11 protein-coding genes and 1 pseudogene are annotated in these 13,427 nt (G+C 41.6%); 5 read left to right on the plus strand and 7 right to left on the minus strand.

What is annotated here, in order from left to right:
• Positions 1–5: 5 nt before the first annotated feature.
• From L2747_RS05795 to cutA, 3 genes are all read right to left on the minus strand, one after another.
• Positions 6–1,664 (minus strand): cation:proton antiporter family protein, encoded by a 1,659-nt coding sequence (locus L2747_RS05795; RefSeq protein WP_248998143.1) that lies wholly within the window; start codon positions 1,662–1,664, stop codon positions 6–8.
• 237 nt (positions 1,665–1,901) lie between these two features.
• The gene (locus tag L2747_RS05800; RefSeq protein ID WP_248998144.1) at positions 1,902–3,722 is read right to left on the minus strand and encodes a protein-disulfide reductase DsbD; all 1,821 of its coding nucleotides are present in this window, start codon (positions 3,720–3,722) and stop codon (positions 1,902–1,904) included.
• Positions 3,719–4,042, minus strand: coding sequence for a divalent-cation tolerance protein CutA (gene cutA, locus L2747_RS05805; RefSeq protein WP_248998145.1), 324 nt, complete (start codon positions 4,040–4,042; stop codon positions 3,719–3,721). The genes L2747_RS05800 and cutA overlap by 4 nt, the downstream gene beginning before the upstream one ends.
• Positions 4,043–4,326: 284 nt before the next feature.
• On the opposite strand from cutA, the gene L2747_RS05810 reads away from it, so the two are divergent.
• Positions 4,327–4,944: an FxsA family protein gene (locus L2747_RS05810; RefSeq protein WP_248998146.1), complete on the plus strand. Its 618-nt coding sequence runs from the start codon at positions 4,327–4,329 to the stop codon at positions 4,942–4,944.
• A 4-nt stretch (positions 4,945–4,948) separates the two neighbouring features.
• Here L2747_RS05810 and L2747_RS05815 read toward each other — a convergent pair whose 3' ends face one another.
• Positions 4,949–6,784, minus strand: coding sequence for a protein kinase domain-containing protein (locus L2747_RS05815; RefSeq protein ID WP_248998147.1), 1,836 nt, complete (start codon positions 6,782–6,784; stop codon positions 4,949–4,951).
• Positions 6,785–7,031: 247 nt separating this feature from the next.
• Between L2747_RS05815 and L2747_RS05820 the strand changes: the two are divergent.
• Both L2747_RS05820 and L2747_RS05825 read left to right on the plus strand, forming a co-directional pair.
• Positions 7,032–7,373, plus strand: a pseudogene (locus L2747_RS05820) (hypothetical protein).
• A gap of 261 nt (positions 7,374–7,634) precedes the next feature.
• A complete protein-coding gene (locus L2747_RS05825; RefSeq protein ID WP_248998148.1) occupies positions 7,635–8,294 on the plus strand; it encodes a thiopurine S-methyltransferase in 660 nt (219 codons plus the stop codon).
• A gap of 109 nt (positions 8,295–8,403) precedes the next feature.
• On the opposite strand, the gene L2747_RS05830 is transcribed toward L2747_RS05825, so the two are convergent.
• Both L2747_RS05830 and L2747_RS05835 read right to left on the minus strand, forming a co-directional pair.
• A complete protein-coding gene (locus L2747_RS05830) occupies positions 8,404–9,468 on the minus strand; it encodes a porin (protein ID WP_248998149.1) in 1,065 nt (354 codons plus the stop codon).
• 551 nt (positions 9,469–10,019) lie between these two features.
• Positions 10,020–11,078, minus strand: a complete 1,059-nt coding sequence (locus L2747_RS05835) for a porin (RefSeq protein ID WP_248998150.1) — start codon at positions 11,076–11,078, stop codon at positions 10,020–10,022.
• A 382-nt stretch (positions 11,079–11,460) separates the two neighbouring features.
• Between L2747_RS05835 and tcdA the strand changes: the two genes are divergently transcribed.
• Positions 11,461–12,282, plus strand: a complete 822-nt coding sequence (gene tcdA / locus L2747_RS05840; protein ID WP_248998151.1) for a tRNA cyclic N6-threonylcarbamoyladenosine(37) synthase TcdA — start codon at positions 11,461–11,463, stop codon at positions 12,280–12,282.
• Positions 12,283–12,466: 184 nt separating this feature from the next.
• Positions 12,467–13,084: a superinfection exclusion B family protein gene (locus L2747_RS05845; protein WP_248998152.1), complete on the plus strand. Its 618-nt coding sequence runs from the start codon at positions 12,467–12,469 to the stop codon at positions 13,082–13,084.
• Between the two features lie 101 nt (positions 13,085–13,185).
• On the opposite strand, the gene L2747_RS05850 is transcribed toward L2747_RS05845, so the two are convergent.
• A complete protein-coding gene (locus tag L2747_RS05850) occupies positions 13,186–13,320 on the minus strand; it encodes a DUF3149 domain-containing protein (protein ID WP_012153859.1) in 135 nt (44 codons plus the stop codon).
• Between the last annotated feature and the right edge of the window lie 107 nt (positions 13,321–13,427).

Below are 13,427 nucleotides of genomic sequence, written 5' to 3' on the forward strand. Positions count from 1 at the left end.
TACAATCAGTCTTTTTGACTAGCTTCTAATGGCTCCGCCTCATTTTTATGGTTAATGGCATCAGGGTTGTCTGGCGCATTACCACTCGGAGTCAGTAGCTCTTTAACCAAGTGTTCAACTAAACCCGCACCGGCAGCTTCATAGAGGTTGTAAACGCTATGTACCCCTGATTCACTGAGGGACTGAGCATCTTCTTTATACTTTACAATTGCGCTTAACTTGCCTTGATAATCAAGTAGTTTCAGCTGTTCTACCGCAAATTGATTACCCACGTGATGAGGCATGGTGAGTAACACGAGTTCTAAGTTAGGTGCTCTATCTAATTTTTCCCAAAAGTCAGTATCCGAGGCGTCGCCTTGTACAACATTACGTCCCTCGTTGATATGAAAATCCACTAACTCTTGTTTATGCTCAATGCCTAAGATCTCGCCGTCGTAACGAGCTCGAAGTTCATCGTAGGCGCCTGAACCGATACGACCCATACCTAAAATTAAGAAGCGCGGATTACCGACAGGAATAGGTCTGTCTTCAGGGTGAAGAGGGTGTTTTTCTAGCCGTTTAAGTCGACTTTGATACTTTTGATAAAGTCGTCCTGATGCGGTGTTTAACGGCGCTGCAAACAAAAAGCTAAAGCTTAAGGCTACGGCTAAAATTACCATCCATTGCGGTGGTAGCCAGCCTTTTGATGTCGCTACTGCAGCCACAATTAAACCAAATTCACTGTAGTTTCCTAAAGAAAAGGAGCTCAGTAACGCCGTACGTGAACGCAATTTAAAGTGGGTTAACAAGTACATAAATAAGATGAGCTTAATCGGCACAACCAGCACTAAAATCGCCGCGACACCAATATCGGAAAATGTGGGTAAACCATTGAGACCAACAGTTAAGAAGAAGGCGACCAGAAATAGCTCTTTGAAGTAAAACAGTGACTTAGCAAGTTCTGATGATTTAGGGTGACCAGCCAGCAAAATACCGATAATCAAAGCGCCCAAATCGGGCTTTAAGCCTACGAGTTCAAATAAGCCTGCGCCCATAACAAGCGCCATGACCAAGCCAAATAGCACCAATAATTCGCCATGACCTACGCGATCAAAAGCTTTGTAGATTAATGGTTTTGCAAGCGGTAGCAGCAATAGGCACAGTGCCCAGTAAGACGGGACGTCGCCCTTTGATATTGTTAAGAATGCAACAGCGAAGATATCTTGCATAATCAAGATACCAATGGCTACGCGGCCGTAAAGCGACTGCATATCACCTTTATCTTCGAGAATTTTTACAGCAAAAATGGTACTTGAAAAACTCAATGCAAATGCGAGTAATGCTAATTGATTAAGCTCTAGCCCGGTTAGCTGCTCTAAACCGAGTAAGCCAAGCAACTTTAGTAGCGGAATAAAGAACAGCATAGAGCCGAGTAAATGTAAACTCGAACCAGCCCAAACCTCTGCTTTAAATAAACTGCGTAGATCGAGTTTTAGACCGATGGCAAACAGCAATAAGGTCACACCTAGGTTGGCAAGTTGTTCCAGCATTGGCAAGCTGGACTCGTCGATACCAAATAGAAACAGTACAAATCCCGCAACTAAATAGCCAATTAATGGGGGCAGTCCCACACGGCTAACTAACATGCCGCAGGCTAAGGTGATAATGAGTATGGCGGGTTCCATGATGCTCCTTTTTAAATATGGAATGATGCACCATTGTATAAGAAATTTATGAAGTTGAGCTGAAAAATGTGAACAAAAGTGATGTTTGTTAACGCTTTTTATTAAAGTACTATCTAGATACAAAAAAGCCCCTGTTCATTTAATGAACTGGGGCTTTTAATACTTTATTCAGTGATAAGTCGTCATCAGCTGAGTAACGGCATAAGTGCTATTTCGCTAATGCTTGTTTAACCACAGTTATTTCACTAGGTGATCTAAGTGCTCTGCAAATGCTTTTGGTCGCATAAAGCCTGTAACCCGCAGGTCGTCACGAATCACGCCGTTTTCGTCAAACATTAACAAAGTAGGTAAACCGAGTATGTCGTAGTACTCCAGCAGCTTAATATCAACCGCATCGTTTTTGGTGACATCAGCTTGTAGTAATACCATTTGATCCATGCGTTCGATGACGAGTGGATCTTTAAATGTGATCGCTTCAAACTCTTTACAGGCGACGCACCAGTCAGCATAGAAATCGACCATTACCGTCTTGCCTTGTGCTGTTGCAGCTGCAACTTCAGTATGCAGGTCGAGAAGTGACTTAATACGGATAAAACCATGATTTTCAGCAGTGCTATTAGTGGCTACATTGGTGTGAGTATTAAAGCCAAGCTTGGTCATGACCGCTTGCATACCGTAAGAGAAACTACCCAGTAACGCTAACATCAGTAGTACTGAACGCACGGTTTGCTTCCAGTTAAATTCGCTGAGTTTGTTTTGGTGCATCAAGTAACCGACTAAAGTAATAGCCCAGATTGACCATAACAGATCTGAGATAAAGTCTGGCCAAATTCGGCCTATCATCACGATTGATACCGCAATCAGTAAGAAGCCAAAAATAGTCTTGATGATATCCATCCAACTACCTGCTCTTGGCAACAACTTACCGCCTGAAGTGCCGATAATCAGTAACGGTAGGCCCATACCCATACTCAGTACGTACAGTGCTAAAAAGCCTTGCAATAGATCACCGGTTTGCGCCACATAAATCAGTGCGCCTGATAGGGGAGCTGTGGTGCAAGGCGAGGCAACTAAGCCTGAAATTATCCCCATTACGAATACACCAATCACGTTGCCGCCTTTTTGGTTATTCGAAAATGCATTCATCTTTTCTTGCCACTTCGATGGCAGTTTAAGATCGTATAGGCCAAACATCGATAAGCTAAGCACAAAGAACAGTATTGCTAGGCCGATAAGCACAGCAGGGTGTTGCAAGGCTGCTTGATATTTCATCCCCGCAGAGGCAACGATTAAACCTACTAGAGAGTAGGTAATTGCCATACCTTGAACGTATACCATTGAAAGCGTAAATGCTTTAGCGGTAGACAGCTTTTCCCCTTGGCCGACAATAATGCCAGACAAGATAGGGTACATAGGGAATACACAAGGTGTTAAGGCAAGGCCAATACCTAAACCGAAGAATATTACCAAGGTCCAAATCAGGCTATCGCCCGATAACATGGCACTTAAGCTGTCTTGTTGAGTAATTGGGGCGCTGTTTTCTGTCGCTGTATTGTCAGTAGCAAGAGCCGTATCAGCTTGAGGAAGTGTGCCGTCATTGGCTGCGACAGCGGTTAACTCCGCTGTGCGTTTGGTCGGTGGAAAGCAGAGTTTGCCTTCAGCACAACCCATAAAAGTGACATTTAAGCTGGCACCAGTAGCGGCTTGTTTAATTGCAACAGGAATATCAACATAAGAATAATAGACTTGTTGCTCGCCAAAATACTCATCATTGTGCATTTTACCTTGAGGTAGGGCTATTTCACCCAGCACGGCGCCGTCACTCGTTTCGAATTTCAGTTTGTCGCGGTACATGTAGTAACCGTCGGCAATGACCCAGCTTATTTTGACTTGTTCGCCTTGCTGTTTAAAATCGAAAACAAAGGCTTGATCAACCGGCATGAGCTCGGGCTCACCCTTTAAAAAGTCAAACTTATTACTGCTGAAAATCCCCTCTGCATGGACCAAAGGAGTTAATAGCAATAACGAGGCTAAAAACAGGTTAATGATTCTTTTCATGGCTGTGTAGTTTCTTTTATCCAATCAAAATAGGCTGGCAGTCCTTGGGTAATAGGGACCGCAATTAGCTCGGGTACATCATAAGGATGCAGCGTAGAGAGTGTGTGCTCTATGGCACTGTAATGCTGCGCTAAGCATTTAATTTGCAAATTAAACTCTTGCTCTTCACACAACTCACCTTGCCACTCATATACGGACGTAATCGCTTGTGAGATCTGTACGCAGGCGGCAAGTTTGTTTTTGACCAGCTCCCGGGCAAGATTTTTAGCATGCTCGGCGCTAGGGCATGTTGTGATAACTAACAAAAATTGGTTTTGCATTTAAACTATTTCTATTGTCCAACAGATTAAAATTGTATTAAGCCAAATAAGTTACAATGGCTGATAATAAAGCTAATTGTTACTTTACGTGTTTTAACTTAGCCTTGCATTAAGGCATTGCTAAAATAGTGATGCCAGTAGTTTTTGCTTACAATTACTGGGTTAAAGGGCACGTTTGAGGCAATTATTTTTGTTAATTAACTCAGCCCATCAAGCTACGGCTTGAAAATAGACCGAGTAACCCCAATTTAGTTTTCATCACCAGCAAAAAATGTGAGGTCAGTGTGTTTTTTATTTTGTTATTAATATTTGTTGTCGTTCCTGTGATGGAACTATCAGTACTGATCCGCGTGGGCGAAGTACTCGGTAGTTGGACAACTGTTGCATTGGTGATTTTTACGGCTGTAGTCGGGGTTTCGCTAGTGCGTAGCCAAGGTGTTAGTACGTTAATGCAGGTTCAGCAAAAATTGGCTCGTGGTGAGGCGCCAGGACAAGAAATTGTTGAAGGCATGATGTTAGCGGTTGCTGGGCTTTTATTGCTTATACCAGGCTTTGTGACTGACTTTATTGGCCTAGTATTATTAACGCCATTTACACGTATTCCCGTAGCGAAGTTTTTCTACCAACGTATGCAGCTAAAAGTGCAAGCTAATGGTGGTTTCCAGTCAGGGTTTGGCGCGGGCTTTGGCCCAGGAATGGGACCGCAAGGACAAAACCCATTTGGTCAGGGAGGTCAGTCGCCATTTGATCAAGGTAATACCTTTGATGGTGATTTTGAGCGTAAAGACGACCCAAGTGATAAACGCCCTGAGAGTCATCAAGTAAAAGGGACAACCTTTGAAGGTGAAAAGGCTAGTGATGACACTGATAAAGCTGCTGACGATAAACAACCAAAACCTTAACACTTTATCTGGCCGTGATCTTGTCCGGTTTTTCATGTTCTAATTGCTTAGGATTGCGCGGATAAAAGCGGTCTGCTCTGCGCTCTATTAGGTTAAATTTTCGGGTGTTTTTATAGGGGAGTTTCATAAAACCCGAGACTCCTTTACCTTGGATCTTATCGACATGAGATAAGATCCTGTCAAGACTGGCCCTAAAGGCTGCCTGTTTTCTGGGGTTGAGCAATCGTAAATAGCTGTGGATCTTCATGTGATTAGGCAGGACCTCAAAAATAATGCAACCGGTGTGGTGAATTTGGTTTATCCAGCCAAGCTCAGTCATAATTTCTTTGGGGAGCTCTAAATTCTCTTCTGGATCTCGACCATCTTCAAAGTAAGAATGTAAGCGCGATTTATCTTCCAATGACGGCACGTCCCCGACTTCAAAAGGCAGTTGTTGATCACTGCCACAAACAAAGGGCTGTGAGCTGTTTGTTCTTTCAATATGCAACGTGTCGCGTGCATTAAAGAAACAAGCCTTAAATACACCAATACGACGGATCCCACGGGCTAAGGTCACCATGTTATTAACGGCAATTGTAATAGCGTGCTTTTGTTCAGCCTTGTAAATCGCTAGGTTAGAATCAATAAATACACCCGTTTCGCGCCAGTGAATTGCTAGCCCGCCGACAATGGCATATTGACTTAGGCGGCCCACCGCAGCAATAAAACCTTTTTCTGTATCCCCCATGCCAGCCATAAAGTTGCGGTAGTATTTTTCTAATTGCAGATCGTCCATTTTAGCAATGGGGTCATCGCTATTGTGTTCTTTTAAGAAAGCTTTACGCGAGCTATAGCTAACGGTTTCGACCTCTTTATCTCGTGGCAGATTCCATATTGGTATTTCAGGTATGAGCGGGCCATGGTTGACTTCAGGTAAATGCAATCTATGGCTGTGGGCCATACTTTTTAAAAAGTAGTCACCCGCTTTTTTCCGTTGTGCAGGATCTTCACTGAGCATGGCATCTAAGGTGCGTGCAAGTTCAACTGGTAAGCCTATGCTGGTGGGAGGAATAACTTTACTGCCAAAACGGCTAGCTTGCCCTGAAGCTAGAGCATATAAGGTTGCGGCAACGCCTTGTTCATCAAATCGTGGACTAGACAGCGCACCATTGAGTTGCTCATCACCGATAAAATAAACATCCCCCATGCGTGCGTTGGTATGTTGATGATCGCTCGACATTAAGTCCATCACGCTGCCATTAACCGGATTACCTTCAATGTCTCGCTGAGCAAATACTGCTGAGCCCCAGTCAATTAATGACAGGTGACCTGTATTAATGTCGTAGACTAAATTAGAGGGTTTTATATCACCGTGGATAAGCGGACGGCCATTATGAAGGTACTGCAAAACTGCGGCGAGCTGTCGGGCAATATTCATCACCATTGCTACGGGGAGAGCACCAACTCTAACGCACAGCTGTTCTAGATCTTCCCCTGGCGCTCTAGCCATCACTAAAATCCCTTGCTTACCGACGTGTTCAAACTTAATCACTGGTGGCACATTGGGGTGGATTACTTGCGATAGCATAAAGGCTTCTTCTTCGAGCCTATCTTGAATATGCTGCGGTAAGGTTAGACGGGAGAATTTAAACACATGAGCATCACCTTGCTGATTGATGCCTGCAAATACAAAGCCGTATGCACCTTTACCCACTAGCTCTATATCCGTATAACCAAGCTGGCCAAGTTGTTGCTTACACAGACGGATCCAAGCTTTGTGTTTACGTGCATCATTAGCACCCAGTAGATAGATAGATTGCTCTTCTGAGATGTAAAAATGCTGCAGTTCAGGTGTTTGCAATAGAGTCCCCTTCTTTATTTAATTCCATTAAATCAATTAGAGATAATAAAGTCCAAGCAGATTGACTGGATGGTGCTTGTTCGAGGGCATAAAAATACGATTTTGGTGACACCTAACTAATATTTTTGGATTAGATATTGATGCATATCAAATCTACCAGAATAAGACAAAGGTAATCTTAAACGCAGTGCTAGTATAAATGGTATAAGCCAAAGAAAAGGCTTAGATATCAACCCGAGGTGGCTTTATGTCAGGACTAGATAAATCCGAACTAATAAAATTACTTGAGTATCCAAGACGGCGTATTTTGTAGTCGATGGAATTAAATTATTGTCCGCATGCAGGTTTTTTTAACCCAACGGATATGGAGTGCATTAATTGCCATCAAGGCATGGAGTGTACTTGGATGAACCATAACGATGAAACTATTGCCGTTGAAAGAAAGTCTGTAGAGGACTTGAGACAGCAATTATTGGTCGCGGTTGATTTTATTGATTCAAGTTTAACGCCGCATCATCTATCTCGACGTAATTGTGAATGTGAAAACTGCATCTGGCTTAGAAAGGTCCAACAAACACTGAATATTTAGATTTACTGATTCTGAGTACTCAAAATGAGTAAACAGATGAAAGCACCTATCCTTTAAAGACTTGGTTAGCGGGTTGCTACGGTTATTCATTAGATTATTCTTTTGCTTATGGTTAGCTCTGTCTATACAGTAATGTCCATAGCGGTATGCCAAGTCTTGAAGTATCACTTGTTTAGGAGTGAGGCTTTACTCTCTTCCCAGTTCCCTTCAAGCGCACAGTCATACCTAATTTAGCTAAGTTTTTTCGTTAGGACTTCGATTATGCAACCAAGTTTTTGGCATGAAAAGTGGGATGCCCAGCAGATAGGCTTTCATTTAGATGCAGTTAATCCGTTATTAGTTAAGTTTTGGTCACAATTAGGTCTTAACCCCACTAGCAAGGTGTTGGTACCTTTATGTGGTAAATCATTGGATATGTGTTTTCTCGCAGAGCAAGGCCATGATGTTGTTGGTTGCGAGCTAAATGAGCTAGCTGTAAAGCAGTTTTACCAAGAAAACGGCTTACCCCTAGAAGTTAGTCAAGTTGGCGAACACCAAAAGTTCTCAACTGAGCAGGTTACTATTTATCAAGGCGATATTTTCACTCTTGATGCGCTAACATTACCAAATATTGAAGCTTTCTATGATCGCGCCGCATTGATTGCTTGGCCTGAAGATATGCGTATTGCTTACGCTAAACAGCTGGCTAAGCTTATTCCGGCTAACAGTGTAGGTTTACTTATTACTTTAGATTACCCACAAGCAGAATTAAATGGTCCGCCGTTTGCTGTATCTGATGATTGGATTAATGCAAATCTTAGCGATGATTTTGAGATTGAATGCTTAGCAAGCGAGGATGTACTTAGTGATAATCCGCGCTTTGTTAAAAAGCAGGTGTCTTGGCTAACTGAAAGTGTGTACAAGTTAACCCGTAAAGTCTAGTTAAGCCGCTAAAAGTGAACTATCGAAAATAGCCAATAGCGAAAATAAAAAAGCGACCTTAGGTCGCTTTTTTATGGCTTAAAATCGCAGAGTCTACAGACTCAATCGATTAGAAGTTGTAACGCATACCAACAGTGAATACGCTATCGTCTTCTAGATCAATTTTAGCACCAGCGATTTTGTAATCGCCTTCGTACATAGCGTAGTGGCCATATACCATAGTTGATTTAGAGATCTTGTAGTCAGCACCTACTGTGATGTTTTGAACGTTAACATCAGATGTATCTAAGTGAACACCGCCAGATTTCTTAAAGTAAGAACCTAAGCCTGATTCATCAACACCGTATTGAACTTTCAAGTTAACACCGTTTAGGTTGTAAATAGCATTTACAAAGTAAGTGTTACCGTCTAGGTTGCTATTCTTCTTATCGCCAGAAGTAATCACACCTTCTGAATTTTGGAAGAAACCACCCACTTTAAAGTCACCAAACTTAGCTTGAGCTACAGCGCGGTATGCATCAATGTTTGAAATGCCTTTGTTGTAAGCTGCTGCGAAGTAGTAGTTTTGTGCTTTGAACTTCTTGTCACCAAGAGTTGCGCTTAACGCGTACTGAGCTTCAGAACCAGTGTCTGCATCTTGGTTGTCAGTCATTAGGTAAGTCGCGTTCAATGTAACTAGGTCAGCGATCTTTGGAGAGTAGTACCAGATACCATCTGCAGCACGAGTTTGACCAGATACTAGACGGTCGATATCTGCGTTAGTGTTACCGAATGCATCGATGCCACCTTCAGCTTGCTTAAATACAGTGTCGTTACGACCAACAAGTACAGTACCAGCTTGAGACTTAAGACCTAGGAAAGTGTTACGCGCTTTAAATACATCACTAGAAGATGAAGTATTTTCTACTTGGAATTCCATTTGGTAGATAACGTCGATGTTGCTAGTTAGGCTTTCGCTACCTTTAACACCGATGTGAGAGAAGTTGTTTTCTAAATATGTACCACTTTGACCTACTTCAACACCGTGAGTGCCACCTTGAAGAGTCGCACCTTGATCAGAGTTTGTAACAGCTAGGTCTAGACGACCGTAAAAGCCTGGACCATCGGCTAGCGCGCCGAAAGAAGCTAGGGTTAAAACTGATGCCACTGATGCAGAGATTAGTGTCTTTTTCATTTCATTTGCTCCCAGAACCTAAGTTCCTATTCGTTTCTTATGGTTTTTTACATAAACTTTTGTTTTTGTTACTTGCATCCAAGCTCATAACAATTGTGGGGCTAAATATTACAGTTTTATGGCATTAAGATTGTGGACTAGATCATGTTTTCGGGGTTCAAGGCCTTTATTGATACTTTTTTGTGACGATTGGGGAACTTTGACTGATTAATTGGGAATATCTGTAAAAATAAACACTTAAGACTATCTCTAAAGTAGTATTTATGCGGCTTGTAAATATAATAGCTTTTACTTTTTAAGGACTTACTAAGGTTGTGTAAATGTTGATTTTTGGTTTGAATGTGTGTAGATAAATTGACCAGTAAGCAATTGGGCCGGAAAAAGCCTAATAACCAGTATAAATGTTACTTTTTTGTTGTAGACCCTTTGTTTATCTAGACTTGCTAAAGATGCTTAAAAAATAGGCATTAAAAAGGCAGCCTTAGCTGCCTTTGTTTTTTATATGCAAAATTCGAACTGCACAAACTGTGCAGGTTTACCTTTCAATCAACTTAGAAATCGAAACGCATACCAACAGTGAAGATGTCATCGCTTAGATCTTGTGTAACACCAGTTAGCTTAATGTCACCGTCGTACTTCGTGTAGTGACCATATACTAAAGTATTTTTACTTAAGCGGTAATCAGCGCCTAAGCTGAATTGCTGTAGATCAACGTCGCTAACAGTTTCTAGACCACCATTTACGTCGCCAACATAACGGCTAACGTATTTACCTAAACCAGAATCATCGCTACCGTACATAGCTTTAAGTTTTAGGTTACCCATAACATATGCCGCGTTTACGAAGTAAGTGTCACCTTCTAGATTGGCGTACTTGCTATCAACGTGTTCACTGTTTTGGTAGAAACCACCTAAGATTACTTGGCCGAGTTTAACTTGAGCAACACCACGGTAAGCTTTTACGTTATCAATGCTGTCGTTGTAAGCTGCAGACACATAGTAGTTCTGTGCTTTAAGTGCTTTATCACCAATAGTTGCACTAAGTGCATACATATTGTCAGCGTCGATGACTTCATCGCCTACTTTTTGCGCGTAGTTGTCGTCCATCAAATAAGTCGCATTTAGTGTGACTAGGTCAGCGATCTTTGGCGAGTAATATGTGAAGCCGTCAGCGCTACGAGACTGGCCAGCAGCTAAAAGATCGATATCTGAGTTAGAGTTACCGAAAAGGTCAAAACCACCTTCAGCAGCTTTAAATACAGTGTCATTACGACCAACAAGAATAGTACCGGCAGTAGCTGATTTAAGACCTAAGAAAGTGTTACGTGCAGAGAAAGTGTTACCTGAGTTATCGAAGTTGCTAACGCCAAACTCCATTTGGTAAACCACTTCAAGATCGTTATTGATCGCTTCAGTACCTTTAACGCCTAACCATGAGAAGTTGTTCTCAATGATGGTGCCAGATTTTTGATTTTGAGTTGCAATACCCATATCAGAGTTTGTAATTGCAAGATCAGCACGACCATAGAAATTTGGGCCATCAGCTAATGCTGTAAAAGAAGTGGCGGCTAGTGCAGAAACAATCGTGGCAGACAGAACAGTTTTTTTCATTTTCATCTTCCTGTAGCGAATCGCTATTTATAGTTGCAGGCTATCAATATTTGTTAGCCCGGATTTATAGGCCAACAAGCTGAAGCTGTATTTGTCGGGCGAGATTTTTGCACGGAAACATAAAAGTAGTTAGTGATCTAGATCATGATTAGCAGATCTTTCGTGATGAAAGTCATCGGTATTTACCGCTTTTAAACAATGACTTAAAATAAATGCAACGCGAAAAACAAGTCAGGTGTCTAGTTGTTGGCATGGTTACCAATCATTCACAAATGTGTGTTTTGTCGGATGATTTATTTTAGAGTTTTGCACAGGTTTAAGATAAAATAGTTACATATCGAGCTTATAACTTTGTCTGTTTTTTCCTACATTGAGTATCACTTTGAATAATCACACTTTATCTGACGCTTACTTAAATCGTTTTGCTGGTATCGGCCGTTTATATGGCCAACAAGCTCTTAGCTACTTTGCTTCAGCCCATGTGGTGGTGGTTGGTATTGGTGGAGTAGGGACTTGGGTAGCAGAGTCTTTAGTAAGAAGTGGGATTGGGCAGATCACTTTAATCGACCTCGATGATATATGTGTAACTAACACCAACAGACAAGCCCACGCGTTAAAAGACACCATAGGTGAGTCTAAAGTTGAAGTTATGGCTGATCGCTTAAAGCAGATTAATCCAGAATGTATCGTCAATGAAATAGAAGACTTTATTACTCCTGAAAACCTATCAGAGTATTTTCAAGGTAAAAAAGCGGGCGGCAATATCGATTATGTTGTTGATTGTATTGATGCTGTAAAAGCGAAAACAGCACTAATTGCTTGGTGTAAGCGTCAAAAATTGCCAATCGTAACCGTTGGTGGTGCTGGCGGACAGATGGATCCTACTCAGGTGCAGGTTACAGATTTAGCTAAAACCTACCAAGATCCGCTATTAGCTAAGGTGCGTAACATGCTTAGGCGTGAATATAACTTTTCTAAGAATGTAGCACGTCGTTTTTCTATTGAAGCGGTGTTCTCTACTGAACAATTAGTATACCCACAAGCTGATGGTAGCGTTTGCAGCACTAAGGCCACTGCTGAAGGCAGCATGCGTATGGACTGCGCTTCAGGATTTGGCGCTGTGACAGTCGTTACAGGTACATTTGGTTTTGTTGCAACTAGCCGTGTATTAACCAAATTGGCCGCTAAGGCGAACGCTAAGTAGTTTTGCATTGATGTGGTTAAAAATAGCGCTATAGTGGCGCTTTTTTTATACCTAATATTTGATTTATGCCCGTTAAATTAGCGTTTTAGCTATATGTGAAATTATTAATTGGAAGATGATGTATTGGCATCATTATTGCTTTTAATTGACTAGGAACAGATTTCTGACACTGGGTACATTGGGTATGCAAAACGTAGCTTTTAAATTGTCTTCTTTTAAAATGATGTCGGCTAAAAAATTCTTCTTCACAGCAATGCTGTGGCAAGCATTGGCATGTGGCGCTTTATTGTTTGCCCCAGAAGCTTTGCTTACGTCATTAAGTTTGCATGATTTTTCACAGCAATATGCACACTTTATCGGACTAGGGCTGATTATTGGCGCTGCTTATTTATTAACACAAATTTTAAGCTATTTCCTAGATGAAGCTATTAGTTACTTAAGCGACAAGCGTTCAGTGGAGATCATCGAAGAGAAAGTCAAATTATTGGATCCAACTGAAAGAGCATTATTAAGAGAGTTTTTCTTACAAGGCGAAACGATTTTGACCTTGCCTGAACAAGAACCCGCTGTGAATAGCTTATTAAAAGCTGGCATTTTGGAATGTTTAGGTAATCAGAAAAATTATGCAATTCAAGCTTCTACTGCAGATTTCAAGATATCAATGCGTGCCCGTACACATTTGAACCGCCAAGTTCTGCGTTTTCCTGTGGGAGAACCAAGTGCTGAAGAGATGAAAAACTTAATTAAAGCACGTCCACATTTTGTGAACAGTTTTGCCGCTCCACGCAAGCAAGCTGCTTAATGGGCTTATTGGATACTTAGCTTTAAGTGGTGTAGCTCTTAAATTTACGGACAAAAAAATGGGGGCAATAAGCCCCCTGCATTAGAAAGAACAACTCAGTGTTAATTCTCGGGATCCGCAGACTTGGTATAGAACATCCACATCAGATATGAAATGATGCCAATAGTACTAAAGATAACAATCATTGATAGCAATCCAATTGGGTTGCCAAACATCAAATCTAACCAGAATGCCATTTGCGAAATCCTCTTTCTTTTTAATTCCTAGTAACAATACCCGTGTACAGTCGGTTGTTTTTTGATCTGAGTCAAAAACGAACTCGGTTATTAATTAATTGGGCGTT

The organism is Shewanella marinintestina (assembly GCF_023283845.1).
Taxonomy (GTDB): Bacteria; Pseudomonadota; Gammaproteobacteria; order Enterobacterales; family Shewanellaceae; genus Shewanella; species Shewanella marinintestina.

Excerpts from the sequence above, each read along its gene's own strand:
- L2747_RS05835 (WP_248998150.1), bottom strand. The coding sequence starts at position 11,078 with ATGAAAAAAACTGTTCTGTCTGCCACGATTGTTTCTGCACTAGCCGCC.
- L2747_RS05800 (WP_248998144.1), bottom strand. The coding sequence starts at position 3,722 with ATGAAAAGAATCATTAACCTGTTTTTAGCCTCGTTATTGCTATTAACT.
- L2747_RS05845 (WP_248998152.1), top strand. The coding sequence starts at position 12,467 with ATGCAAAACGTAGCTTTTAAATTGTCTTCTTTTAAAATGATGTCGGCT.
- L2747_RS05850 (WP_012153859.1), bottom strand. The coding sequence starts at position 13,320 with ATGGCATTCTGGTTAGATTTGATGTTTGGCAACCCAATTGGATTGCTA.
- cutA (WP_248998145.1), bottom strand. The coding sequence starts at position 4,042 with ATGCAAAACCAATTTTTGTTAGTTATCACAACATGCCCTAGCGCCGAG.
- L2747_RS05825 (WP_248998148.1), top strand. The coding sequence starts at position 7,635 with ATGCAACCAAGTTTTTGGCATGAAAAGTGGGATGCCCAGCAGATAGGC.
- L2747_RS05795 (WP_248998143.1), bottom strand. The coding sequence starts at position 1,664 with ATGGAACCCGCCATACTCATTATCACCTTAGCCTGCGGCATGTTAGTT.
- L2747_RS05830 (WP_248998149.1), bottom strand. The coding sequence starts at position 9,468 with ATGAAAAAGACACTAATCTCTGCATCAGTGGCATCAGTTTTAACCCTA.